Annotated in this window: 25 protein-coding genes; 10 read left to right on the top strand and 15 right to left on the bottom strand. The window is 67.2% G+C overall.

The window, feature by feature from the left end; all coding sequences use genetic code 11:
• Positions 1–2,300: 2,300 nt before the first annotated feature.
• A complete protein-coding gene (gene dprA / locus ACIBQ1_RS51730) occupies positions 2,301–3,512 on the bottom strand; it encodes a DNA-processing protein DprA (RefSeq protein ID WP_397289786.1) in 1,212 nt (403 codons plus the stop codon).
• Between the two features lie 43 nt (positions 3,513–3,555).
• On the opposite strand from dprA, the gene ACIBQ1_RS51725 reads away from it, so the two are divergent.
• A complete protein-coding gene (locus ACIBQ1_RS51725; protein ID WP_397289627.1) occupies positions 3,556–3,867 on the top strand; it encodes a hypothetical protein in 312 nt (103 codons plus the stop codon).
• 1,113 nt (positions 3,868–4,980) lie between these two features.
• Here ACIBQ1_RS51725 and ACIBQ1_RS51720 read toward each other — a convergent pair.
• On the bottom strand, positions 4,981–6,282 hold the full coding sequence (locus tag ACIBQ1_RS51720) for a YifB family Mg chelatase-like AAA ATPase (RefSeq protein WP_397289625.1): 1,302 nt from the start codon (positions 6,280–6,282) through the stop codon (positions 4,981–4,983).
• Positions 6,283–6,376: 94 nt separating this feature from the next.
• Here ACIBQ1_RS51720 and ACIBQ1_RS51715 point away from each other — a divergent pair, with 94 nt between their 5' ends.
• The 8 genes from ACIBQ1_RS51715 (at position 6,377) to ACIBQ1_RS51680 (ending at position 11,399) form a co-directional block, all read left to right on the top strand.
• Positions 6,377–6,901: a hypothetical protein gene (locus tag ACIBQ1_RS51715; RefSeq protein ID WP_397289623.1), complete on the top strand. Its 525-nt coding sequence runs from the start codon at positions 6,377–6,379 to the stop codon at positions 6,899–6,901.
• Positions 6,898–7,104, top strand: a complete 207-nt coding sequence (locus ACIBQ1_RS51710; RefSeq protein ID WP_397289621.1) for a hypothetical protein — start codon at positions 6,898–6,900, stop codon at positions 7,102–7,104. The genes ACIBQ1_RS51715 and ACIBQ1_RS51710 overlap by 4 nt, the downstream gene beginning before the upstream one ends.
• Positions 7,101–7,280 carry a hypothetical protein gene (locus tag ACIBQ1_RS51705; protein WP_397289619.1) on the top strand — a complete coding sequence of 60 codons (180 nt, stop codon included), beginning with the start codon at positions 7,101–7,103 and terminating at the stop codon, positions 7,278–7,280. The genes ACIBQ1_RS51710 and ACIBQ1_RS51705 overlap by 4 nt, the downstream gene beginning before the upstream one ends.
• Positions 7,277–7,939, top strand: a complete 663-nt coding sequence (locus ACIBQ1_RS51700) for a hypothetical protein (protein WP_397289617.1) — start codon at positions 7,277–7,279, stop codon at positions 7,937–7,939. The genes ACIBQ1_RS51705 and ACIBQ1_RS51700 overlap by 4 nt, the downstream gene beginning before the upstream one ends.
• On the top strand, positions 7,936–8,703 hold the full coding sequence (locus ACIBQ1_RS51695; protein WP_397289615.1) for a DUF2637 domain-containing protein: 768 nt from the start codon (positions 7,936–7,938) through the stop codon (positions 8,701–8,703). The genes ACIBQ1_RS51700 and ACIBQ1_RS51695 overlap by 4 nt, the downstream gene beginning before the upstream one ends.
• 82 nt (positions 8,704–8,785) lie before the next feature.
• Positions 8,786–9,013, top strand: a complete 228-nt coding sequence (locus ACIBQ1_RS51690) for a hypothetical protein (RefSeq protein ID WP_397289613.1) — start codon at positions 8,786–8,788, stop codon at positions 9,011–9,013.
• Positions 9,010–9,396, top strand: a complete 387-nt coding sequence (locus ACIBQ1_RS51685) for a hypothetical protein (protein WP_397289611.1) — start codon at positions 9,010–9,012, stop codon at positions 9,394–9,396. Before ACIBQ1_RS51690 ends, ACIBQ1_RS51685 begins: the two co-directional genes overlap by 4 nt.
• A complete protein-coding gene (locus ACIBQ1_RS51680) occupies positions 9,396–11,399 on the top strand; it encodes a hypothetical protein (protein ID WP_397289609.1) in 2,004 nt (667 codons plus the stop codon). Before ACIBQ1_RS51685 ends, ACIBQ1_RS51680 begins: the two co-directional genes overlap by 1 nt.
• 166 nt (positions 11,400–11,565) lie before the next feature.
• Here ACIBQ1_RS51680 and ACIBQ1_RS51675 read toward each other — a convergent pair whose 3' ends face one another.
• From ACIBQ1_RS51675 to ACIBQ1_RS51630, 10 genes are all read right to left on the bottom strand, one after another.
• Complete coding sequence (locus tag ACIBQ1_RS51675; RefSeq protein WP_397289607.1) at positions 11,566–11,979, bottom strand: hypothetical protein; 414 nt, start codon at positions 11,977–11,979, stop codon at positions 11,566–11,568.
• A gap of 326 nt (positions 11,980–12,305) precedes the next feature.
• Positions 12,306–13,844, bottom strand: a complete 1,539-nt coding sequence (locus tag ACIBQ1_RS51670; RefSeq protein WP_397289605.1) for a terminase — start codon at positions 13,842–13,844, stop codon at positions 12,306–12,308.
• A 77-nt stretch (positions 13,845–13,921) separates the two neighbouring features.
• Positions 13,922–14,299 (bottom strand): hypothetical protein, encoded by a 378-nt coding sequence (locus ACIBQ1_RS51665; RefSeq protein WP_397289603.1) that lies wholly within the window; start codon positions 14,297–14,299, stop codon positions 13,922–13,924.
• 262 nt (positions 14,300–14,561) lie between these two features.
• On the bottom strand, positions 14,562–14,723 hold the full coding sequence (locus ACIBQ1_RS51660; RefSeq protein WP_397289601.1) for a hypothetical protein: 162 nt from the start codon (positions 14,721–14,723) through the stop codon (positions 14,562–14,564).
• An 11-nt stretch (positions 14,724–14,734) separates the two neighbouring features.
• Positions 14,735–15,478, bottom strand: coding sequence for a hypothetical protein (locus ACIBQ1_RS51655; RefSeq protein ID WP_397289599.1), 744 nt, complete (start codon positions 15,476–15,478; stop codon positions 14,735–14,737).
• The gene (locus ACIBQ1_RS51650; protein WP_397289596.1) at positions 15,450–15,848 is read right to left on the bottom strand and encodes a helix-turn-helix domain-containing protein; all 399 of its coding nucleotides are present in this window, start codon (positions 15,846–15,848) and stop codon (positions 15,450–15,452) included. Before ACIBQ1_RS51650 ends, ACIBQ1_RS51655 begins: the two co-directional genes overlap by 29 nt.
• A gap of 215 nt (positions 15,849–16,063) precedes the next feature.
• On the bottom strand, positions 16,064–17,644 hold the full coding sequence (locus ACIBQ1_RS51645) for a DUF3631 domain-containing protein (RefSeq protein ID WP_397289594.1): 1,581 nt from the start codon (positions 17,642–17,644) through the stop codon (positions 16,064–16,066).
• Positions 17,641–18,420 carry a bifunctional DNA primase/polymerase gene (locus tag ACIBQ1_RS51640; protein ID WP_397289784.1) on the bottom strand — a complete coding sequence of 260 codons (780 nt, stop codon included), beginning with the start codon at positions 18,418–18,420 and terminating at the stop codon, positions 17,641–17,643. The genes ACIBQ1_RS51645 and ACIBQ1_RS51640 overlap by 4 nt, the downstream gene beginning before the upstream one ends.
• A 330-nt stretch (positions 18,421–18,750) precedes the next feature.
• Complete coding sequence (locus tag ACIBQ1_RS51635) at positions 18,751–18,885, bottom strand: hypothetical protein (RefSeq protein ID WP_397289592.1); 135 nt, start codon at positions 18,883–18,885, stop codon at positions 18,751–18,753.
• On the bottom strand, positions 18,885–19,061 hold the full coding sequence (locus ACIBQ1_RS51630; RefSeq protein WP_397289590.1) for a helix-turn-helix domain-containing protein: 177 nt from the start codon (positions 19,059–19,061) through the stop codon (positions 18,885–18,887). The genes ACIBQ1_RS51635 and ACIBQ1_RS51630 overlap by 1 nt, the downstream gene beginning before the upstream one ends.
• Positions 19,062–19,330: 269 nt before the next feature.
• Here ACIBQ1_RS51630 and ACIBQ1_RS51625 point away from each other — a divergent pair, with 269 nt between their 5' ends.
• The gene (locus tag ACIBQ1_RS51625; protein WP_397289588.1) at positions 19,331–19,768 is read left to right on the top strand and encodes a hypothetical protein; all 438 of its coding nucleotides are present in this window, start codon (positions 19,331–19,333) and stop codon (positions 19,766–19,768) included.
• On the opposite strand, the gene ACIBQ1_RS51620 is transcribed toward ACIBQ1_RS51625, so the two are convergent.
• From ACIBQ1_RS51620 to ACIBQ1_RS51610, 3 genes are read right to left on the bottom strand one after another with little or no spacing between them, the layout of a single operon-like run.
• The gene (locus ACIBQ1_RS51620) at positions 19,765–21,216 is read right to left on the bottom strand and encodes a recombinase family protein (protein WP_397289586.1); all 1,452 of its coding nucleotides are present in this window, start codon (positions 21,214–21,216) and stop codon (positions 19,765–19,767) included. The two genes, ACIBQ1_RS51625 and ACIBQ1_RS51620, sit on opposite strands and share 4 nt — an antisense overlap.
• A 4-nt stretch (positions 21,217–21,220) precedes the next feature.
• Positions 21,221–21,496: a magnesium chelatase domain-containing protein gene (locus tag ACIBQ1_RS51615; protein ID WP_397289584.1), complete on the bottom strand. Its 276-nt coding sequence runs from the start codon at positions 21,494–21,496 to the stop codon at positions 21,221–21,223.
• On the bottom strand, positions 21,497–21,856 hold the full coding sequence (locus ACIBQ1_RS51610) for a YraN family protein (protein WP_397289582.1): 360 nt from the start codon (positions 21,854–21,856) through the stop codon (positions 21,497–21,499).
• Positions 21,857–22,955 lie beyond the last annotated feature (1,099 nt).

Genomic DNA, 22,955 nt, shown 5'->3' with positions numbered 1-22,955 from the left:
CCGGAACCCAGTCGCGCCGACGTCGTTCAACACGCGTGTCAACGGCCAAGTCCGTGTTGCACGGCCACGGACAACGCGCTGACTGGACCTCCCGCACCCGACACCCCTGCCCACTGACGTCCGAGCACCGCTCCCACACCTGACATCCCTGCCCGCTAACGGCCAAGCACCACTCCCACACCTGACATCCCTGCCCGCTAACGGCCAAGCACCACTCCCACAGCCGACATCCCTGCCCACTGACGGCCAAGCACCACTCCCCCACTCGGCGTCACCCCAGGTCAGCCCATCCCGATGCGCCACACTTTGGCGCAGCCGCCTGGAGCCCACCGCACACCGCACACCGCTTCATCCCTGCGCCGGATCGCCACGCCCTGATCCGCCCACCTTGCGCTTCCTCCGCTGGCCGGCACTTGTTCTGAGATCATCCTTGATCCTCAGAAGGGATGCCCTCCCGGCGTTACCATCGCCGGTCCGTCACTCTCGCATCACTCACCCCGGGCTCACACACTGGTCCACTCGCCCCGGGCTCACACCCCCTGGTCCCCCCACCCGAGCTCAAACCTCCTGGTCCACCCAGCCGGGGTCCAACACGCTGACCCTCCGGCTCTTGGCTCCCCACACCCTGGGCCGCTATGGCTGGTCCACCACGCCCTGGATCATCCCCCAGGGTTTAGCACGCTGGACTACCTGGCCCGAGGTTCGCTGTACGCCAGTCCACCCCGCACCAGGCCCGCCACCCACTGATCCCCCGCCTCGGCTCACAGCACGCTTGCGCCATCCGCGGTCCACCCATCTGGGGATCCGTCACACCTGAAGTCGCCCGTCTCGGGTTCACGACGCGCTGGGGGCCTCACACTCCCAAGCTGGCGTGTCCTGAGCTCACCTCGTCTCAGGACTATCCGCGCCAGGTTCGCCTGACTGGGATCAACCGGGGGCCGGTTCGCCCTGCCTCAGTTCAGCCCACGGCAGGTTCGCTGGCGGATTGCTCATGACCGGACCTCACGTCGCCTCGGGCCCGCGACCAAAGAAGATCGGGGGAAACGCTGGTCGACCTGGCCCGCGCCAACCGTGTCCCCCGGCTGCTGTCGACGGTTACGTCCCATCCGACGACGTGTGAATATTGACCCCGTAGCGACGATCATGCGAAACCGCCGTGCGCTGTGCCGGGTCGCCCGTGAACGTCAAGCAGGACTCACCCGCTGATCCAGCTCCGCGCTATGAAGAGAAACCATGTTCGCCTGGCCATGCCTTCTGGCTTTGGACGCGCCGATGCGGACCGTGGCGACAGACGTGCCGCCTCCACTTGCGGTACTACCTCAGCTTAAGGACGGGGGCAGTGGCCAACGACCGACCGGGGCGAGCTTGGACGGGCCGCTCACCAATGGGAAGCGAACTTCAAGAGGGAGGGGCTGGAAATGGTGACGGCCATCGCCTGATCCTTTGAGGGCCTAAGTCGAGACCGAAGGAGAGCATAGCGATGGCCGCAGACATCAGTCTGCCGCCCGGGCGGTGATTCGCGAAGGGGATCTGGAATCGGTGACTCCGACTTTGTTACGGTCCGCGATCAATGCTCTGACCTGCAGAGACAAAACCATCTCGCGTCCTGATTTCTCCGACATCTTCGTCGTTCCGCTGACATTCATCAGTTGAAGCGTCCGCCGTTCGCCCACCCGTTGAGGAACCCACCCTCGGCATCTGTTGTGCTCACCGATTCTCGGACGTTCGTGCGTCTCCTCCCCCGGGCCGCAGGAACGCACAACCTGAAGGTGGGTGGTGGTTGAGTTCGCGAGGGACGGCTGGCGGGGTGGTGCTGAGGTTGAGAGCGGTTCCAGAAGCGGTGGGATCTGCGGCGCCCATACGCTCACCGCTCAACCAACGCCTGGCCGTAGGGGTATGTTCGCCCTGCATCCAAGCCTCAGCGGCTGTCGCCTGAGGCGTGTCCCGAATGGATACTCGCCGCATCGGCCCAGCAGTCCTGCCCGGGCAGACACCGGTCCAGGACACGACCACCGGCACCCAATCCTGGCTAACTATCGTCGACGCTTGGATGGACCGGCGCCCAGATCCTAAAGGCTGTCGCATCGAGTGTTCTTTCCGAACGTCGCGGCAGGCTGTTGGCGCGTGGCTGGCCGGTATGGCGGGTCCTTCTCCCAGGCTGAGGGCTCTGCACCGATCGGGCCGCGGCTTCTCGGTCATGGCGGCCGTTGCATTGCTTCGACCCGAGGCGGCGGGGCGGGTGACGCGCGAGGCCCCACCCTCTCGGCCCGGATCATCTTCAGATGTGGATTGTTCGTGCCTTAATGCCAACCGTGCTGCTCTGGCTCGGGGAAGTCGTCGGGGAACGGGGGGTCGTCGAACGGATCGGGTTCGGGGGTGGCTGGGGGTTCAAGGGCGGCGGAATCGGAGGCTTTGGGGTAGGAAGCGGTCTGTTTGCGGAGGCGCCAGCCGTTCGTGGTTCGTTCGATGTAGCCTGCGGCGGCTAGGCCGCCCAAGGCGCTCAACGTGGCATCCAGGCTCAGCCCTGCGGCGACTGCAATGGACGCAGGGCCTGCGCCACCTCGATTGGGGATCGCGTCGAGGACCTTTCGAGTGGGTTCGTTGAGCCTGTCTCTGGGGACTGCGGGAACTCGGGGCTGAGAGGCCAGGTCCTCGCCTATGACGCCGACAAGGTCGATCATCTCCTCTGGTGAAGTTACGCAGACGGCTTTGCGGTCACGGAGGAGTTTGTGGCAGCCGGCCGACATGCCGGAAGTGACCGGGCCAGGGACCGCCGCCAGGTGTCTGTTGAGGGAGAGGGCGTGCGTGGCTGTGTTGAGGGCTCCGCTGCGTAGGGCGGCCTCCACCACTACCGTTCCTCTCGACAAGGCAGCTATCAGGCGGTTTCTGATGAGGAAGCGGGCTCGGGTGGGGTGGACGCCAGGCGGGCATTCGCTGATCACGACGCCTCGATCTCTAACGGCGGCGAACAGGGCGTTATGGCTCGCCGGGTAGCAGATGTCCACGCCGCAGGCCAGGACGACCACCGTGGGTGCGTCGGCGGCCAGGGCTCCTCGGTGGGCCGCGCCGTCCACGCCGTGGGCCCCGCCTGACACGACAGTCCAGCCTGACTCGCCGAGACCGACGCCGAACTCGGCTGCGATGTGAGTGCCGTACGACGTGGCGGCTCGTGCTCCTACTACCGCCACAGATTTGAGGCAGGAGAAGCGCAGGTCTGCCTTGCCATGGAGCCACAGGCCGAGAGGGCGGCCGGGGCCTAGCTGGTCCAGTTGGGTGGGCCACTCCGGACTGCCAGGAGTGATCAGTCGGGCTCCGGACCTTTCTCCGGTTTCGAGGTCTGCTGCTGGGTTGGCTGCCGCCAGGCGGGCGTACCAGGCGTTGAGACGAGCGGTCAGGCCGGAGGGACGATCTTGTTGGGCTTCCTGAGCTCGCTTGGTTTCCTGGGCTACGAACTCTGGTGGCAGAGTGCGAGCGCGGATCGCTTCCACTGCCGATGAGGCCCCGTACTGCATCACTAGACGGCCCATGATGGGGTCGCCGACGTCAGCGGCTCTCATGAGCGCGGCTCTGGCCTCAGTTTCGCTCCCGGTTGAGGTCGAGATCGAGGCCGACGTGGTGGTGGACGTGATGGATGTGGAGGTCGAGGCGGGGGCCGAGGTCGAGGTTGAGCTGGGGGTCGAGGTCGAACTCGAGGTCGAGGTCGAGGTGGGGGTCTGGGTTGAGGCGGGAGTCGGGGTTGAGGTTGTCGGGGCGATTGAGGGCGAGGTCGCGGGCGTGTCTGAGGGAGGAGGTGAGAGTGAGGGCGTTGCCGAGGTTGTGGCCGTGGTCTGGGTCTTGGGCTCAGTCCGAGGGCTGATCACGGGTTGATTCTTGGCTTCGCTCTCGGGCCGGGTTGGGGGCTCGTGCTGTGTGTTGCTGGTCGTTGGGACATGGTTGGTGGGCTCGGGTGTTTGCAGCGGCTGATCGACGGGAGTGATGCCGGTGGCGATGGCGGCGTCCTCGCCCATGCCGGTGGGGATGTCCAGGGCTGTGCTCGCGCTGGCACTCCTCATGGAGGCGACCGTGGCGGTGTCATTGCCCATGTCGGTGACGGTGCCACCGGTTTCACCGGAGGTGGGGAGGCTCGTGGGGGCATCAGCGGCGGTGCCCGATTCTCTGGCCATTTCGAGGCTTGCGCAGGTGCTAGTGCCGGCGACGGTACCGGCGGTCCGGGTGGTCGTGGCGGCTCTGGCGCGTGTGCTGGTAGAGGCCGTTTCTGTAGGTACAGGGGACGTGTTGTCCGGAGGCGGGATTGGTGGATCATCTGCCTGCGGTAGATCGGAGGTGAAGGCTTGCGGTGACGTGAGGGGCGTGTCAGCTTCCGGGGTTGAGCTGGGCATGAGGGCTCCTGGGGGATGCGGGGTTTGGGGTGGTGGTGCAGAGCCGAGCGGGATCAGGATCTGGTCGCGGTGCGGACCCGGATGTGGTTCGGAGCTGGGCAGTGTGGAGTCGGTGCGGTGTGGGACCCGGTTGCGACGCAGGACGAGGTTGCGCTGGGGGACAGGTAGGGGCGCGGTCAGAGGGTGGATCGGAGCTCGGCAGGGAGTGGGTGGGTGCGCTGTGGATGCGGCGGGGAGTCGGGCAGGTGGTGGAAGTGAGGTCGCTGGTGGGGATGGGGACCGACGGCGGCAATGAGGCTGGTGGTGGAAGCAGCCCCATGAGCTGCCGGGCGAGGGCGGGCTTTTGGCGATGGGGGACGTGGTGGAAGCGGGCCCATGGGGGCAAGGGCCAGGCGGTGGAAGCGGCCTGACGGCGGCAATGGGGGTGCGGGCCCACGAGGGCGATGGGGGACGTGGTGGAAGTGCGCTCGTGGAGGCAAGAGGCAGGCGATGGACGCGGGCCCATGGTGGCAATGGGCAGGTGGTGGAAGTACGTCCGTGGTGAGAATGGGGCAGGTGATGGGCGCGAGGTGGAGGTAGGGGTTTCTTCTCTCGTGGGCGGTTAGGACTTCACGCCCAGCCAGAAGCTGAGGGCGGCGTTTGTTTCGTCCTGCTCTGGGGTGTCCTTGTTGGCCAGGTCGGCGAGGGTCCATGCGACGCGTACGACGCGGTCCAGGCCGCGGGCGGTGAGGGTGCCGGAGTCGAGGCAGGACGTCGTGGGTTTCATGGCATCGTTGGACGGGCGGTAGTCGGAGTGGAGCAGGGATGAGGGGATCTCGGCGTTCGTGCGCCAGGGAGTGCCGACCAGGCGTTTGGCTGCGCGTTCGCGGGCTATGAGGACGCGTTCGGCCACTGTTTTGCTCGTTTCGACGAATTGGCGATCGGCCAGGAGTTCGCGTCTGGACGAGCGGACCACGGTGACCTTCATGTCTATGCGGTCGAGGAGTGGGCCGGAGAGTCTGCCCAGGTAACGGCGCCTGATCGTGGGGGTGCATTTGCAGGTCTCCCCTTGGTCCTCCGCTTGGGCGCATGGGCAGGGGTTGGCGGCCAGGATGAGCATGAACCTGGCAGGGAACGTGACCGAGCCCGCGGATCTCGACACCGTCACGCGGCCGGACTCCAGAGGTTGCCGGAGGGCGTCGAGCACGTGGCGGGGGAACTCCGGGGCCTCGTCCAGGAAGAGGACGCCTCTGTGAGCGAGGGAGACAGCCCCTGGGCGTACGATCGCGCTGCCGCCGCCGATGATCGCGGCGGACGTCGCCGTGTGGTGAGGGCTGACGAACGGGGGTTTGCTCATCATGGGAGCGTTCGGCGGCAGAGCGCCCGCGACGGAGTGGATGGCCGTGACCTCCAGGGCATGGTCGAGCTCCAAGTCCGGCAGGAGGGTGGGGAGACGCTCGGCCAGCATGGTCTTGCCGGTGCCCGGCGGGCCGAGCATCCAGAGATTGTGGCCACCTGCCGCGCACACCTCCAGAGCTCGGCGGGCGACCGGCTGGCCAACGACGTCCGCCAAGTCCACCGCTGGGTGATCGGTGAGCTTGGGCGGCTCGGCGCGTTCCTCGATCTGGGGCTCAGGCTCGTCGTCTCCCCTGCGCAGCCACTCCACGAGCTGGCGGAGGTGTGACACCGGGATCACCTTGACGTTGGGCACCAGGGCGGCCTCGGCTGAGTTCGCGGAGGGGACGACGACTGTGACGTCGCCGTGTTTGGCCGCGCCGAGGATGGAGGGCAGCACGCCGCGTACGGGTCTGATACGGCCGTCGAGACCCAGCTCGCCCAGGAAGAACGGCTCCACGATGCGGTCGACCGGGATCACGCCCGCGGCGCTCAGAATGGCCACGGCGATGGCAAGGGCGAAGGGCAAGATGTGGCTTAGCTAGACCAACCAAACGGGCCTGCCCGGTGGTGGAACACCGAACAGGCCCTTGATCTCAACCTGCTGTAACAGGAGGAGACCCGTGGACAATCTTTCCACGCCCACCACGGACACGGCCACGGCCCTACAGGCCATGCGGGACACGCTCGGCGTCGACCAGATCACCGGCCTGAGCCTGGGCGACGCGGTCAAGGTCGGCATGACGCTCGGGCGGATCATCGCCGCTGAGGGCGACTGGCGCGACAAGGACCTCACCGACAGCGAGCACGACGCGCTCAGGCTGGCCGTGCAGGACATCCTGCAGCGGCGCCAGGGCGTCGACCCCGAGCAGGACCGGTCGCGGCTCATCTTCAGGTTCGGGTACATGGCGGCGATCCAGATCGCTCGTGACCTCGACCTGCCCACGCTGGCAACGATGACGATGGCCGGCTCGAACGAGGGCCTGTTCACCGACAGCGAGAAGGACCAGCTCGTCGCGGCGGTCGACAAGGTGATCGCGGACCGCAGCGCCGACGTGTGGCAGCCGGCCGTGCTGCCGTTCGACGACGCGGGACGCTGCGACGACCCCACCTGCCTGTCCTGCCGCCGCGGCCCGGTGACCCAGTGAGCCGCCGCACCGTCGCCGTTCCGGTCGAGACGCTGCAGGCGCTCATGCAGGGGCTGAAGGACAGCACGACCGCCCAGGCCCAGGTGTCCATGGCGTTGGACGACCTCATCCAGTCCGTGCTCGGCGTCGACCAGGCGCCGGCCACGCTGGCGCCGGTCGTGCGCCTCGACGACTTCCGCCGTACCCGGGGAGGTGCGGCGTGAGCGCGGGCGAGGCACGGTTCACGGTCGGGCTCCTGTACGACGTGACGCGCGTCCTCGAAGAGCACGGTTACCGTCCGCCCGCCGACGAGAGCGAGCGGGGCAGGGCCATGGGCAGGGCGATGTCGGCCCTGTTCGAGCTGGTACACGCCTACGAGGGCCGGGAGGGCGGGCAGTGAGCCAGTTCCCGAAGCTGCCGACGTGCGCCCCGTGGTGCACGTCCCTGCACACCAGAGACGGCAGCTACTGCCGCACTGACATCGACTCCATCAACGGTCCCGCGGCGCGCACGGACATCGAGGTCAACATCATCCGCGTTGGTGACCGCGACTACGTGCAGGTGCTCGTCGAGGACAACGCCCTGATGGAGCGTCACCCGGACATGGACATCGGCCACTACGAGGTCAGGCTGTCCCCCGCCGACGCCGGCGTTCTCGGCGGCACGCTCCGGGACCTCGACTACCGGGGCGCCCTCATGTTCGGGAACGCCCTGTACGACGCTATGACGCTGATCCGGGATCACGGCTGCCGTTGGGACTGGTGCGTCGTCAAGCACGACCAGCTCGGCGTGCCGCCGTCGGAGCACCGCAGCGGGTGGCAGACGGTGGCCGGTGTCGAGATGCAGCGGCACCTGGTCGAGCAGACCGGGGCCACGCCTGACCGGGTGTTCGTGCGGCTCCGCTACCGGGAGGGCGGCAAGAGCAAGGGCGTCTTGGACGTCTCCCCGGCCGCGATCCTCGACATGGTCCGCTTCGCGGAGGCGATCGAGATAGGCGAGATCGACGACCTGATGTCCGCGTTCCGGCAGGCCGCGGCAGACCTGGGGGTGACGGAGTGATCCGCTGGAGTACGACAATCGTCGTCGTCATTCTCGCCGCGGTGGCGGCGGTCGTTTCGTACAGGCACGCGTACGAGGTGATCGTCGCTCACGGAGAGACGGGCTGGGTGGCTTGGCTGGTGCCGCTCACGGTCGACGGCCTGGTCTACGCGTCGTCCATGGTGCTGCTCGACGCTGCCCGCCGCGGCGCTCGCAGGCCGAAGCTGGCGTACTTCACGCTCGCTCTCGGCATCCTGGCAACGCTGGCGGCGAACGTCATGCATGGCTGGGAGAACGGCGTGATCGGCTCGATCGTGGCCGCGTGGCCGGCCGTAAGCCTGGTGCTCTCGTACGAGCTGCTCATGGGGCTGATCCGGAGATCAGCCGTTACATCTGTAACGGTCGAGGAAAACCGTTCGAATCTAACGGTTTCCCCAATTGGGGAAACGGCAGTGGAATCCACTCCGATTCCTGCACAGGTACAAGAGCCGCTTGTACCTGTGCAGGTAGAGGAGCCTCGCCTCACTGACGAGGACCTGGAACGACTCCTCGTCGACGACGACGGGGCGAAGGTCGAGGTACAGCCCGATCTTGTACCTGAGCCCGACGTCGACGCGCCTTACCGGCCGGTCGCGGTGGCTACCTTCCTCGCCGAAGTGGCGCAGGGCGAGCCCCCGACCGTGCGCACGATCAAGGACCGGATGAGCGTCGGCACAGACCGTGCCCGGCGTCTGCAGGCGTACCTCGGTGGCCTGGTGGAGACATCCGGGCTCGCCAACAACTAGCCCCCATAGACCCCGGCGCCGGGTGCATGCCTGGCAGCCCGTACCCGGCGCCGGTCCCCCAACCAGTGGAGGTCCCCACATCATGACCGAATCTCTCGACCGGCGCGCCCTGCTGATGCTGGCGCGCCTGCTGGCGTACCGGGCCGCGGTCGGCCTGGTGCTCGTGCTGGCCATCCTCGGGCACGTCCTGGTACTGCTGCTCGGCGCCCTCGACGCGCTCGTGACCGCGTACATCGGCGTGCCTCGCCTGTCGCGCTTCACCCGCCAGGTTGTCGAGGTCATCCGCGAGACGTGGGAGCAGGGCCGATGAGCAGCTTCCCCGGCCGGAGCCGCATCCCCGAACTGTCGGCGATCCCGTGGGAAGGCCCCAAGGCGATCACGCAGTACGCCCGCACGGGTCGGGACCTGTGCCGCGACCTGGGCGAAGAGTTCAATCTCGGGTCCGACGAGCTGTACGAGGTGCTGATCCGCTCGTTCAAGGGCCACCCGCTGCTGGCGCTGGTCGGCGCCCCGGATGTGCGGCGGCGGGCACGCCGTGTGGTGAAGCGGCTCAAGCGGGCCGCCGAGCTACAGAAGGGCGCCGGCGTCGAGCTCGTGAAGTTCCACGCCCAGTTCCGCAAAGAGTTCGTGGACGTGCTCCCGAAGGCCAACCCCGAGAAGCGCAAGTCCACCTTCAACTGGGAGGACGACTGATGACCGCACGCAGCAAGGACCTCGTGTCCATCGACACCGAATCCTCCCTTTCCAAGGTCGCAGCCAAGGAGGTGTCCAAGCTTGTCGCTCTGGGCACCCCTTGGCTGGTCGGCGTGTTCGGGTTCGGGCTCGCCGCGGCGCTGCACTTCATCCTGTACAGCCCGGACACGATCGCTGGATGGTCGAGCTTCACCACGATCTGCGTCCTGGTCTTGACCGGCGTCACGTACGGCCAGAGTCACGCCCGGGGCCCGTGGGGGAAGACGCACACTACGTTGTCCACGTTCCTCGCTGGCATGTGGACGGTGGCCGTGATCATCTCCGGTCCGGGGCATCCGATCCTGTGGCGGCTCGGCGTCGTCGGCGGGATCACCATGGCGCTGTCGTGGAACATCCGCACCGTGATCAGGGTCAAGGGGTGGGACGCTCCCGGCGCTATCGCCGATCCGCTGGCGTTCCTGTTCGGCCGTGGCGCCGAGAAGGCCGGCATGCACGAGGTCGAGGCGAAGACCATCAAGGCCACCGCGCACAAGGTCGAGGGCGAGGTGCAGCTCCAGGAGGGGCGGCACATCGCTGAAGACCTGCAGAAGAAGGTCGCCTACGTCGAGTCCGGGATCGGCCTGCCGCCCGGCTCGATTACGGCCAGCGTCGACCCCGACGACGCGTCTAAGGCCAAGGTGGTCGTCAGTGACGCCCGGGTGATGAAGCACCCGATCATCTGGCCTGGCCCGTCCCGGCCTGGCCTGTCGATCGCCGACCCGATCCGTCCCGGGCTCTGGCAGGACCTCGACGAGATCGAATATGTGATCATCGGCCACCACCTGCAGATGATGGGGCAGACCGGCGCCGGCAAGTCGATCGGCGGCGCATGGAACTTCCTCGCGGAGGTCGTCACCCGCTACGACGTCGCGGTGTTCGCCGCGGACATCACCAAGGGGCGGCAGACGCTCGGCCCGCTGGAGGAGTCGCTGCACCGCTTCGAGACGACCAAGGCCGGCGTCAAGGCGATGCTCGCCGAGCTGCAGTCCAAGGTGAAGGAGCGCACGGACTACCTCGCCGACAAGGGCCTGCAGAAGTGGAAGCGCGGATGCGGGCTGACGTACTGGCTGATCTGGCTGGAGGAGTTCCCGGACATCTTCGACTGCCTCACCGACAAGGAACAGGAGGCGTTCCTGTCCATGGTCAAGGCGATCCGCTCGGCAGGCGGCACGATCGTCATGAGCTTGCAGCGCAGCGACTACACGCAGATGCCCACGTTGGTTAGAGGGCAGCTTGGGAAGATGTGCTTCGGCGTGGAGAACGCGGCCGACGCCTCATTCGGCCTGTCAGAGCGGCAGCAGGATGCCGAATGCCGCCCCGAGCTGTGGACCAACGGCCAGCCCGGCATGGCCTACCTCGACGCGCCCACGCTCGGCGAAGGCCGGTTCGCGATGCCGCTCCGCACATACGCGTGGGGCCTCGACGACCAGGGCGAGTTCGATGACGAACGCGCCAACGCAGCTATGCGCGCCCACGCTGCCCAGTGGCCGGCGGCGGCCAAGCAGGTGGACCCGACCACCGCGGCGATGTCCCGGCTTGCTGGTGGCGCTCAGGCTGTGGCCACGCTTCCGGCCGATTTGGAGGAGGACGACGAAGATGAAGAGGTGCGGAACGTGAGCAGCGAGTACCTGGAGACTGACGACCCGGACCCTGAGTTGACGGGCGACCTCGACGACGAGATCCCCGACTTGGACGAGGGCGAGCCTCCGCTGACGTTCGCTCCGCCTGCCCAGTCGATGACGGCGGAGGAGCGCGGAGCGGCCCTCATGAAGCGGCTACAGGAGCTGTGGGACGGTGGGGCGCGGTCGTTCTCCTCAGGGGACCTCAAGCCGCTGTGGGAGAGCACGGACATGTCCCGGGCGTGGGTGCAGAAGACGCTGAAGAAGCTCGTACAGGCGGGCGTGCTCGGCGGTTACGACGAGGAGGCGCAGCGCTACCTGATGCCGAACCGGCCGGAGGCGTGACGCGCGCACGGCTGCGCGTGGGCTGCTCGACGATCGCTTGTTGATCAAGCTGCCACGGGGTGCCACGCCCGGGGGCCACGCAGGGTGCCACGGTGCGTGGCACCCTCTCTGACCTGTAACACCCTCACGCGTGGCACCCCAGCCCCTACGCGAGGTGCCACGGGGGCTATTCCCCGGCGGCCAACTGCTGGCGGAGCCGGTCCGCCTCCGGGGTCGAGTCCGGCCGGCGCACCCTGACGACGTGATGCTTGATGAAGCTCGAACGGACCGTCAGCGTGATGTGCTTGGCGTCGAGAGACAGACCCATCTTGATCAGCATCGCCTGCCACGCCGTGTCATGCAGCCCCAGGTCCTCCTGGGTGAGCTTCCGCACCAGAACGGCGCCGATCGTTTCATGCCGGATCGGCAGGTCCTTCTCGTCGAGGTACTCCTGCAGACCCTTATCGAACAATTCAGCGACCTGCCAGTAAATACCTGGGCTGCCCGGATTCCGGAAGTACGGATTTATCGGGTCCTTCTCATACATTTCGACTTCATCGCCGAGATGCAGGTCAGCCGCGGGGATACGGAACTCAACCATGCACGCCAGCGTATGAGCATGTCACTGTGGGTACAAGGCCCAATCCCCTAGGCGAGGAGGAACGCCGAAATGATCCCCGGTTGCGGCAATTGCACCTGCAGCGACGCAATGCACGAAGGAACCCCGTCGCACTGGACGGCTTTGCGCGTCGAATAGCCGAAATCGAGGCACCCCCTGTGTGGGCGCCAGGACTACACAGGTCAGCCCACCATGCATCCGAACCGATGGTGGGCTGACCTGCATTAGAGCATCCACACCCATTGTCGCTCGCCCGTCCGCCTCGCGCGCCTGCGCGCGTAGAGCCTCGCGAAACTCTCGAAACCTGGTCAGTTGAACCCGTACACGCGGCCTGACCGCTTCTTCTTCGGCTCGTCGAGCTTGCCCGACTCGACCACCTCATGCCGCGCCAGATCAGCCAGGACCGACGCCGCCCACCCGTCCACCTTCCGCTTGGAGCCGCGCGCTTCCTTCCCGAACGACACGCCGTACCGGTTCGGCCGGCGGCGCGCGTTCAACGCGTGAGCACGCAACCGCACCTCCCCCGTGTGCTTGACCAGCCCGTCACGAACCGCCGCAACCAGCCGCTCGTTCGCCAGCGTCGACGCCTGATGCCTGCCGCGCATGTCCCACCCGACCGGCGAATCAGCCGAAGCCGACACCAGCAGCCGCTCCCGGAAGTCGACAGACCACGTGTCGATGTAGGACTGCCACAGCTCGACATCAGCGAAGAACGCCACCACGTTGTAGGCGTCGAACGCCAGCCGAACCGCGTCGTTGACCGCGTCCCGGTCCACCACCCAGCCCTGATCGTGCGGCGGCTCAGGACGCTCCCAGATGCCGATCGTCTGCAACAGCCGATCCTCCACCCGCATCGCCACCAGAGCCGTGGCGTCGTCGCTCTTGCCGCCGTCGAACCCGAGCGTGATCGTGTCCCCTCGCTGCAACCGCTCCGAGCTTTCACAGGCATCCCACTCGTGCGCGGCGATCAGGGAGTCCTCGGCCACGGCAACCTCATTCAAGTAGAAGCGGCGGGCGTCGGACGGGTGCGTGTTCACGTCGTACACCTCCGCCACGATCCGATCTATGTTGATCCACGGGCTGTCCGCGTACAGGGCTGCCAGGCCGGCACGCAGCAGCTGCTCGTCCGCCAGATCCGAAACGACCGCCTTCGGGTGGAAGCGCATCAACCCGCCGTCCACTGCGCCACCAGAAGCGATCAGATCGGCGTACGCGGCCGTCTCCTCCGCCACCGACTCCTCGCCAGGGCGCCAACAGTTCGTCGTCTCCAACGACCGTCCGCCCGTCTTGCCCAGATTGCGGCGCAACGTCGCCGCCAAGCGGGTGCCATGGTTGGCGCGCGTCCACAAGTGCGGCTCGTCGAGGATCGCGGCCGTCAACCGCTGCCCCTCCCTCGACGGCGCAGACGCAGTCACCGGCTCAAGCTTCCCCGCCCGGGTACGGACCCGCGTCAACCCCAAGTCGAGCGCCTCGACCTCATCCGCAGCACGCCCGCTGCCGAGCATCGACAGCGCCAGCGACATTGTGTTGTACGCCTGATCCTGCGACACCGCCGCCAACTGCACATGCGGCGACGGATGCGGCCTGCCAACAGCCTCGCCCGCCGAGTCGAACCCGTCGAACACCACCGGCCCGGCCAACTCCACACACGACACCGCGGCGGCCATCGGCGACTTGCCGGCGCCCTTCGGCAACACCACCTGGCCGCGGCGGAACAGCCACGCCCCCGCATGGTCGACGGCGTACCACCAGAGAATCAACCGCGCCTGCGAGTCCGTCCACTGCCACGGCTCGCCGGCGCGATCCCCATCCGGTTGGGCGAGCATCTCCGAACCCCAGTCGAGCACGTCATAGCCGACAGACCGGACGCCGTACGCGTCCGGCTTGCCCTCAGGAAGCCCGTCAGACGACACAGGAAGCGCGATCACGCCGACACCCCAGCAGAGCCCCAGCGGGCACGCGCCGCGGCCCTGGCCGACTCAGAGCGCCTCGACGACTTCGGCCGCTCGTCCGCCACCTCATCCGGCAGGCCGAGCTTGCCCAGCAGGGACGCCAGCAACGCCCGGTGCTTCGGCAGCTCCGACACCAGCGGGGCGGCCACCGGCTGACCCATCGAACCCTTCACCTCCAACGGCCGGCCAACCCGAGCCGCCTCCAACTCGTCCACCAGGTCCGCCTCACGGCACGCGTCCAGCAGGATGCGGAGCTTATGCGGAGGAAGCGGCCCAAGCGCGGTGACGTCCTCCCACAACTCTGCCCCCGAAGGTCCCAGACCAGCGGGAACGGTCGATTTCTTGGTCATCTGACATCCCTTTCACCGGCCGAAAAACGCAAGATCGGGCACGCATGGCCAGCCAGGCATTGCCGGACCGGGCTCCCGCGGGTTGGTCGAGGGGGGTGGCCCCCTGGGTGGTCTTGCTCGGGTGTTCGTGTTTGTGTCGCACGGTATGGCGGGCCGACTCCCCAATCGCGGAGAGTCGGCCCGCCTGGCTGCCACGACGCGGGAGGTGAAAGGAGGAAAGCCGCTCCCGTGTCTGCCTCCTCTCGGCGGCCAAACCGAGCGGTCATTCGCTGTCGTTGCTGGCGACCTGGTTGCGCAGCGAGCGGTCCAACTGCGCTGGTGTGAGGTTTCCCGACGCCTCTTGGATCCACCTCTTGCGGCGGTTGTAGTTCGCCATGGTCTTGCGGATGGGGTCCTGTTGGGGGTCGTACTCGGGCTCTTCCATGGCCGGTCTCCTCAGTAGTGGGCGGCGATCCACTGTTCGGGGTTGGTGACGAGCGGGTCGAAGTTGGCGCCGAGTGTGACGTCGAGTTGGTCCTCGAAGAACTTCGGATTGACGCCGGCCTGCTGGCACGCTCGCTTCACCGCGGCGGCGAGGAGTAGCCCGTGCCCGTGGTCGACGATGCGCCGGTCTGCCACGGTGACGGCGTTCTGGTTCCAGGGGCCGTCTTTGATCTCCCATCCGAGGTAGGCGTGTTCCTCGGTGACGTGGTTGTACGGCGTGGTGATGGTCCCGTCCGGGAGTTGGCGGGCCTTGTCGTACTTGTCGAGCCTGGGCACACCCGCGGCCTGTAGGGCGCCTATCCACCGGTGTAGGTGGACGTAGCGGCGTTCGGCGATGGCGAGGAGTTCTGCTGCGCCCTCGGTCATCTTGTTGAACGCGGCGGTGACCTCAGGATGTTGACCGGCGTCGTGTGTGATCTCTTCGGCGAGCGCTTCGAGCATGCGGAGCCGCGCCGCGCGATGGGCGCCCTTGAGAGCGAGTTCGGCGGACGTCACGCCGAGCTTCGCATGTTCGAGCTCGTGTGTGGCCGCGCCGAGCTGCTCCGCAGTGACGGCCTGGTGGCCGTGGTCGATCAGCGTCTGCTTGAGGTCGTCGAGGCGCCGTTGAGCGTCGGCTGCGGTTTTCTGGGCGTCGGCTAGCGCCTGCTCTGCCATGAGCACCGGGTTCTCATCCTCGGTGCGCTTGGTTCCTGCCACCCCATGCCCTCCTACTGGCATACCGGGCGGCTTCCGCCCGTTCGATGAAGTACCGCCCGTGTCGCTCTGTCGCGTGGATCCGGTTTTCGCCGATGGCGCGATAGATGGCGTTGGGCTTGACGCCGGCGATGGCCGCGGCTTGTGCGACCGTCAGTTCCGATGGTGAGACAGGCGGGACCGATGGGGCCATTTCGGTGGAATCAGTCCCACCTGCATGCCAGTTGAGCAGGGCTTCCGTGACTCTCCAGAGGTCGGCGGACACCTCGGGATCGTGGGCGTAGCGCCAACGCAGGCGGCGGAGCTGGTCGACGTTGACGAGCAGGGCGAGCGTACGAGCGTGGATCTGCTCGCCCTGCTGCGGCTTGCTCATGCCGCGTCGTCTCCACCGTCTGTGGGCACCACGCCCACGGTTGGGAGCTTGCGGACGCTGGTGGGCTCGCTAGGGCCGACCACGATGTACGTGGTGCCGCATCGCGCGGTCTGCTGGCCGGTGCTGGCGTGGTTGTGGGCTCGCCGGCATCCGGGGCAGGGCTCGACACGCCATCGGCCTTGTGAGCGTCGGGCGATCACCAGGTATGGCATGGCCTAGCTCTCCTTCTTGCGCTTCATGAGGGCGCCCTGTCTGCACGCGGGACGGCAGTACTTGGACGGCAGTTTGAGCGGGGTGTACGACGTCTTGCAGTGCTCGCACCGCTGCTTGGGCAGCTTCCGCTTGGCGGGCTTCCGGGCGGTCCGCGGCCTGCTCGGCACGGGCTCGGGGGCAGGGTCGGGCGGCGGCGTGCCTGGCACCTGGAGTTGACCCTCGTGAACGCCTGCACCGCTTCCGGTGGTATTCGGGGTAACAGCGGTAACGTCGGTAACTTCGCAGGTCAACCGCGTTACCGCGTTTTCCTCTGTTACCGCAGTAGGGGTAACAGGGTTTGGAGGGGTAACGCTCTGACCAGGGGAGTTACCGCTGTTACCGGTTTTACCGCTTCTGTCGGCCTGAATCGGGAGGTGACGTTCCCACGCGTCGAGCAACCCGAGACTCTGCTCCCCGGTACGGCTCTTGGCGGGACCGGTTTCGTAGCCCTTGACGACCTTCCCGAACTCGTCGCGGAAGGTGCTGGGGAACACCTGGTACCGCTTCATCTCCTTGGCGAGCCTGGCCGCCTCCAACGGCTTGCCGTAGAGGTCTGCCCATGGGCTCTCCTCCAACGCCGTGAGCCGAGCGAGGATCTGCGCTGTGGCTACACCGGTTCGCATCTTCACCGGCATGCCCTCGCTGTCCCACACAGTGAACACGTCGTCGCGAATGTCGCCGAGCAGGCGTTCGCCCAACGACAAGGGGGCTTCGGCAGCGTCGAGAACGAAGTGTGTACAGGCCGCTCGTGCTCTGGCCGGCCACTCCCCGCCCGCCGCGTCGGCCACGGCCAGCAGTGCCTCCCACACCTCTGCCGGCCGATCCTCGACCCCTTCGGGCATCACGGGCCTGGCCTCGCCGAGTTCCTTCCGGATTGAGGTCACCCACGCGGCCAGGTCGAGAACGATCGGCTTCGCCGCGATCTCTGCGTCTCGCTCCCGGTACTGGGCGACCTTCTCGCTCCTGGCGCGCTTGCGCATGTGGATCGTGACGGCCCGCGTGGTGATGGTCTTCGGCATGCCGCCCGCGATCCCGGCCAGCACGACGGGGGCAAACACCTTGAACCGGTTGACCCGCATCTTGGACGCGTCGCCGACGCACCGCGGGATGGTCGCACCGCGCTTGTACCCGGCATTCAGCAGGGCTCGCAGGTCCTCGTAGTTGCCCATGGTCTTGGCGTTGAAGATGGCGTCCGTCTCGTCGAACAGGAGCGTGATCGGCTCCTCTTCATCCGCCAGCATGCGGAAGATGGCGGCCGTCGTAGGCGAGAGCAGCAGTTCGGGCTTGTAGACGAGCAGCGCCATCAGTTCGAGCACGCGCGTCTTGCCGCTCCCGGCCTCCGCTGAGTCGAGGATCAGGCGCGGGGTGACGTAGAACTCCTTCGCCGCGTAGGTGTGCGCGGTCCACAGCACGATCGCAACGCGAGCGTGAACGGAGGGCAGCGCCAGGTACGGCCGGATGAACCCTTCGACCTGATCAAGGATCACCGCTCCGTCGAGGTCGTCGGCGGGAGTGCCATTGTCGACGGCTCGCAGGTGACTCACGCGCTCCTCCTGGTGCTGTTACGGAACGCGTCGGCCACCGTGCGGGCAGCTTGCCGTTCGTCGAATCCGTTGCCGAACCGCATCGACCGGTACAGCTCGTGGAGCTCTGCCTCGCTGGCGCCGTTCTCGACTGCCCGGTTCGCTGCCCAGTACAGGGCCTGATTCCTGCCCGGCTTGGTCTTGCCTGCCAGCCACGCGGCGAGGTGGTCGATGCCCGTTCCCGTGGTGGGGAGGATGATGGGCCTGCTCGGCGCGCTGTGAGTGGGAGGGTTGAGGAACGTCACCACTGACGTCCATTTGAGTTGGTGCCATGCGTGGGGACGCTCGGAGATAAGCGTGTACGGCCTGCCGTTGACGACGCTCGGCGGGATCAGGATGTACCCGCCTGCCGCCTTGAAGTCGAGGTGGTGCTTGCGCAGCGACCCACACGCCTGGTCGGTGCCGACGTACAGGGCGTGGATCCCGCCTGAGGGCGTGCCGTTGATGGCGTACGGCTCAGGCAGCAGGCCCGCGGCCTTGCACCGGCTGAACGCCGGCCACCCGGTGCCGTCCGGCTTCACGTCGACGTCGAGGACGTCAGGCCCGGGGTAACCGGTGGCCATCGCGACGTTCCCGTTCGGCTCGTGCCTCCACCACCGCGCGGCCAACTCAGGGTTGTTCGTGGCGTTGAGGACCCCGTTCGGCAGGAACCGAGTCACCGGCGCCTTACCGCCCGGCTCGCAGATCAGGACCCGCCCGCCCTGTCCGATGATGGCCAGGGCGGCGGCAAGCTTCATGTTCACGCCGCCCTCCGAACGCGGCGGACACGCGGCGGGTGCAGGGCGAGTTCGTACCTGTTGCCGCACCTGGCCTTGCGGTTTAGAAGGGCGGGCGTAGCCCCTTTGATCTTGTGATTGTGCCAGTCACCACACTCACACGGCTGGTCGAGCACGATGAGCGTGGTTACGGTGCCCCACGCGGGAGGGAACGCGGTGGCCGACCGCACAATGGGGAGCTGCCGCGGGAAGTAGTTCCGCTTGTCGGCACCAGCCTGTACGGTGTGAGTGTCTTGAGTGGCCTGCTGGTCACTTCCGAGAGCCGCCCCTGGCCGGGCGGCTTTCGTGTTTTCAGGCGGCGACATCGGCGCCCTCCTCGCTGATCTGAGAGCCGACGAGAATCAGCCGCAGACGGGCAAGTTGCTCATGGCTCGGCGGCGGCGCCTGATCCACCACCGCCTTGACGTACGCGTGCATGTCGAACATCAGGCGGCTTCCCCTCGCGCCTCAGCCTCGAGGCGCTCGACCTCGGAGAGCGGGATCCGCCAGTCACGGCCGTAGCGGTGGCCCCTGATCCGCCCAGAGTGGACCCACCGCCTGATGGTGGATGGATCCACACGGAACCGCTCGGCCACTTCCTTGGAGAGCAAGTCGTGCGACATACGCCCCTCCTGTCACAACGCGGGAATTGCGTGCATGGCGAGCGTATCGCACGTTGCATAGTTTGGTGCAGAGTCAGATCGGCAATTATGCCGACCGTCGAAACTGCTAGTTTGGAGAGGTGCTGCGGACTCGCATGAACTTCAAGGGCGGCGGCTACGCCGAGTCGAGCTCGAGAACGCCCACGGTCCGAATCGGGGACCGTCTTGTGCCACAGCGCATAGATGTGGTGCTCCCTGGCGTGGATGGGCAGCCATGTTTCACTGCACGCATGGAGGTCATCGACGGCATCCCGCAGTGCCGAGAGATCACCATCGCAAGCGTGGATGAGGGCCGAGAGGTCAAGCAGCTCGACATGCGCGCGATCAGCATCGCGGAGATGGTGGAACGCGTCTTCGCCCTGTTCGCCACCCGCGTCATCTTTGAGGGCGACGGCCAGGTGACGGCGGTAAAAGAGGTTGGCGAGCAGGCCGTGATCGACACTGAGCGCGTGATCGCCGATAGGCGCAAGGGCAAGGGTGCCAGGAAGATCACCCCCGCCTTCCTTGAGGAGGTAGCGACCATCTACGAGGCCCACGCCGACAAGAACCCGACACAGGCTGTCCAACGCGCATTCGACGTCAGCCCTCGCATGGCAGGCAACTACATCAGAAAGGCCCGTGACCTCGGGTTGCTCCCGGAAGTCACGGACGGGCGTCGTAGAAGCTAGACAGGGACCTTCCACTCAATCCGGATGAACTCGGGGTCGAAGTAGCCCCATTCCTTGCCGTACTCGGGCGTCCACCCGTCCGGCCGGCCAAGCTTGCTCGGCAGGATGACCACCCGCATGATCTCTGAGATAACCGCGCGCTGGCGGTCGAGGTCGAGTCCATCCCACACGGCTTGCGCTGGTGCGCCCTTCCGGAACGGCGCCAGGGCTGTGGAGCGCGCGGCGGCAGCGTCCGCCTGGTCCAACTCGGCGCGGCGCTGCGCGGTTGTCTGGTTGGCCTTGATGAGCTGCGCCCTGGTCATCTCGCCGCGGGCGTACATTTCGGCCGCCTCGTCGTCGCGGAGGCGCAGCGTCTCGCGCTCCAGGATGCGGGCACGGGCCGCCTGGTCATCTCGGGGCCCTTCCAGCGCCTCGACAGCGTCCGGCCTCGACAGCCACTCGACGGCGACCATGGACACGTACCGGTCGAGGTGCTTGGGATTACGGGCGACATGGCCTCGGCTCTTCGAGCAGCGGTAGCTCGGCACTGTCTTGCGCCCCTCGCTCGTGCCCAGACCTCCCGTTGCGGCGAGGACCGTCGAATGCTCCCCAGAGTCCCCGCACACCCCACACTCGTACAGGCCGGACCCCAGCCAGCGACGTTGCGGCCCCGGCGTGGTTCGGCGCGATGGGTCGTTGAGCAGAGCCACGAGAGCACGCCACTTCGTCTCCTCGATGACCGCGGGCCACTCCGCCTTGCCTACGATCTCGCCCCGATGCTCCATCAGCCCGGCATTGCGTGGCCGTAGAAAGACGCGACGCACGGCGTTGCCGGTCCACTGGCCACCCGCTGTGGTCGTCACTCCACGGGCGTTCCAGTCCCGCACAACGGCATTGATGCTCACGCCCGCCAATAGCTCGTCAGCCTTGGCGGCGAGCTCGGCCGCCTCCGTTGGTCGCGCGGTGACGCCGTCAGCTTCATATCCGAACGGCCGCCGTCCACCAAGCCACTGCCCCGCGGCGGCCTTGTGCCGCTTCTTCGCCTGCTGCCTCTCGGCCATGTGCTCGACCTCGTATCGTGCGAAGTTCCCGAAGTTCCGTGCGTTCATCCGGCCTGCCGGCGTCGAGAGGTCGATCTGGCCTGCCGTGACCGTCTGAGTGTCCACCCCGCATCGCTCGACAACTTGGATGTACTCCTCAAGTTCGGCCGGACTGCGGTGGAGTCGGTCTGTGTGCCAGGCCAGTACGCCGGTCGCCACGCCTGCCCGTAAGTCGTCGAGCATGCGCCTGTATGCGGGTCGAGGCTTGCCGGAGTACGCGGACATGTCGTTGTCGTCATAGACAGCCACAACGTTCCATCCGAGTCTTTCAGCGAGCGCTTCGCAGTCGGCTCGCTGTCGTTCGACGCCGAGACCTGCGCCAACACGGTCCCGCGAGATGCGGACATAGATGATCGCGTCACGTTGCATAGCGTTAAGCATGCCACATGTTGACATCCGCTAGGTCGAACTGGGAGCCGCGTTTGGGGAGGCTGGCCGGGAAGAGGCTGACGATGATGCGGGCGTCGGGCCAGGGGTAACTACTGTTGACCATCGCGGACCTGACCCGGTCTCGGGCCTCGCTGAGCGCCGTATCGGGGAGGCCGATGAGGTGGATGCCGGCCAGGCCGTTTCCCACATCGGCCTCGACCTCGACGGTGCGGCCTGCGACGCCGATCACGGCAACGCTGCGCGTGCGGGCCACGGCCATCTAGATCGCCCCCCGTACGTGGTTCAGGGCGAAGTCGCCGGCGAAGCGTTCGAGGGCGATCACGTCCACCCGTACGGCGCCGAACGTGCGCGGCTGCGCGGCCAGCCACTTGGCCGCGAGCATCCTCAGCCTGGCCAGCTTGACCGAGCTCACGGACTCCAGGGCTGTGCCGTGGGATCTGCCCGATCGGGTTTTGACCTCGATGACGACCAGGGTGGGGCCGTCCTCGGCGATGATGTCGATCTCGCCGTGGCGGCAGCGCCAGTTGCGGTCGATTATCTTCATCCCTTTCGCCTCCAGGTAGGTCACCGCTACCTGTTCGCCTTGTTTGCCGAGGTCTTGGTCGTGTTTCGCGGCCATGTGCCACCTCCGTCGTCGGCCTGGTGTGGGTCTGGGCACCGACTTTCGCGGATGAGGGGTGGTGGGGGTGGGACCGAACGGGGTTCTGGGGATGATGGGGCAGGCCTGGGCCGAGTTGTGGAAAACGCGGTTGTTGATAGTGCAGTTGTAGTTGTGGATCCAGGGCTGGGGCGGGGTATGGGGCTCGGCTCTGCTGGTCTGTAGGCGGGTGGCCCAGTCCGTGGATGCGGAGCGGTGGCGGGAGCGCGGGCCTGCGGGCGGGCGGCTCGGCCCGTGGGGTCATGGGCGTGGATTTGCGGGTCGGCGACCCGGCCCATGGGGTCATGGGCACGGGTCTGTAGGCGGCTCGGCTGGTGGAATGGTGAACGTGAGTCTGTGGCGAACGGCTCTGTCGGATGGGTTTTTGGGGATGGGCGCGGGTTTGCGGGTGGGATCCGGTCGGGGGCCGCTGATGTGGGTGGTCGCGAGCCTCGGTTCTTTGCGGATGAGGGCCGGTGGTGCCGAAGGCCGGCGAGTGCGGCGCGTTGGGCCACGGGGGCCGGTCGGGGTGGGCTGGCGCCTGAACCGGCGGGTGGGGAAGCTCGCAAGGCTGACTGATGGGCGCGAGTGCGAGGTGGTGGATGACTTGCGGGTTGCGTTGGCAGCGTTTGAGGGGTCAAGGTGCGCTGGTGGGGTCGGGTTGAAGGGGCGTACCTCGCGATTGCCAGTGCTGCTCCGAAAGCGCGACGCGCGGTGCTGGGGCTGTGCGCCACGATGCGCGTGCCGCAGGGCGGGCCAAGGGACGGGCCGAGGGGGTCTGTGTGTACGACGCGCGGTGGGCTCGGCGGGGCAGAAGGTCGCGGCGTGCAATGGACTGCGGTGGGGGCCTGGCGCGGCAGGAGACGGAGTAGCGGGACGCGCGGGCCATGTCGCGGGTGGCGCGCGGGCTGGGCACCGCGATGGCGCGGGCGTGCGGCTGTGGGCCTGGTGGTGCGCGGCCATGGATGCGGTGGTGGGCGCAGGCGCGGTGGTGGGCGCAGGCGCGGTGGTGGGCGCAGGCGCGGTGGTGGGCGCAGGCGCGGTGGTGGGCGCAGGCGCGGTGGTGGGCGCAGGCGCGGTG

Origin of the sequence: Nonomuraea sp. NPDC050153 (genome assembly GCF_044460125.1) — a bacterium.
In the GTDB taxonomy this organism is placed as follows: domain Bacteria; phylum Actinomycetota; class Actinomycetes; order Streptosporangiales; family Streptosporangiaceae; genus Nonomuraea.
The sequence above is the reverse complement of the archived record's forward strand: the minus strand, read 5'-3'. Positions and strand labels throughout refer to the sequence as shown.

Coding starts and splice junctions, on each gene's coding strand:
- dprA (WP_397289786.1), bottom strand. CDS start 3,512: ATGCAGTACGGGGCCTCATCGGCAGTGGAAGCGATCCGCGCTCGCACT.
- ACIBQ1_RS51725 (WP_397289627.1), top strand. CDS start 3,556: ATGAGCGCGGCTCTGGCCTCAGTTTCGCTCCCGGTTGAGGTCGAGATC.
- ACIBQ1_RS51690 (WP_397289613.1), top strand. CDS start 8,786: ATGACCGAATCTCTCGACCGGCGCGCCCTGCTGATGCTGGCGCGCCTG.
- ACIBQ1_RS51685 (WP_397289611.1), top strand. CDS start 9,010: ATGAGCAGCTTCCCCGGCCGGAGCCGCATCCCCGAACTGTCGGCGATC.
- ACIBQ1_RS51680 (WP_397289609.1), top strand. CDS start 9,396: ATGACCGCACGCAGCAAGGACCTCGTGTCCATCGACACCGAATCCTCC.
- ACIBQ1_RS51675 (WP_397289607.1), bottom strand. CDS start 11,979: ATGGTTGAGTTCCGTATCCCCGCGGCTGACCTGCATCTCGGCGATGAA.
- ACIBQ1_RS51665 (WP_397289603.1), bottom strand. CDS start 14,299: ATGACCAAGAAATCGACCGTTCCCGCTGGTCTGGGACCTTCGGGGGCA.
- ACIBQ1_RS51660 (WP_397289601.1), bottom strand. CDS start 14,723: ATGGAAGAGCCCGAGTACGACCCCCAACAGGACCCCATCCGCAAGACC.
- ACIBQ1_RS51650 (WP_397289596.1), bottom strand. CDS start 15,848: ATGAGCAAGCCGCAGCAGGGCGAGCAGATCCACGCTCGTACGCTCGCC.
- ACIBQ1_RS51640 (WP_397289784.1), bottom strand. CDS start 18,420: ATGAAGCTTGCCGCCGCCCTGGCCATCATCGGACAGGGCGGGCGGGTC.
- ACIBQ1_RS51635 (WP_397289592.1), bottom strand. CDS start 18,885: ATGTTCGACATGCACGCGTACGTCAAGGCGGTGGTGGATCAGGCGCCG.
- ACIBQ1_RS51630 (WP_397289590.1), bottom strand. CDS start 19,061: ATGTCGCACGACTTGCTCTCCAAGGAAGTGGCCGAGCGGTTCCGTGTG.
- ACIBQ1_RS51625 (WP_397289588.1), top strand. CDS start 19,331: ATGGAGGTCATCGACGGCATCCCGCAGTGCCGAGAGATCACCATCGCA.
- ACIBQ1_RS51620 (WP_397289586.1), bottom strand. CDS start 21,216: ATGCAACGTGACGCGATCATCTATGTCCGCATCTCGCGGGACCGTGTT.
- ACIBQ1_RS51615 (WP_397289584.1), bottom strand. CDS start 21,496: ATGGCCGTGGCCCGCACGCGCAGCGTTGCCGTGATCGGCGTCGCAGGC.
- ACIBQ1_RS51610 (WP_397289582.1), bottom strand. CDS start 21,856: ATGGCCGCGAAACACGACCAAGACCTCGGCAAACAAGGCGAACAGGTA.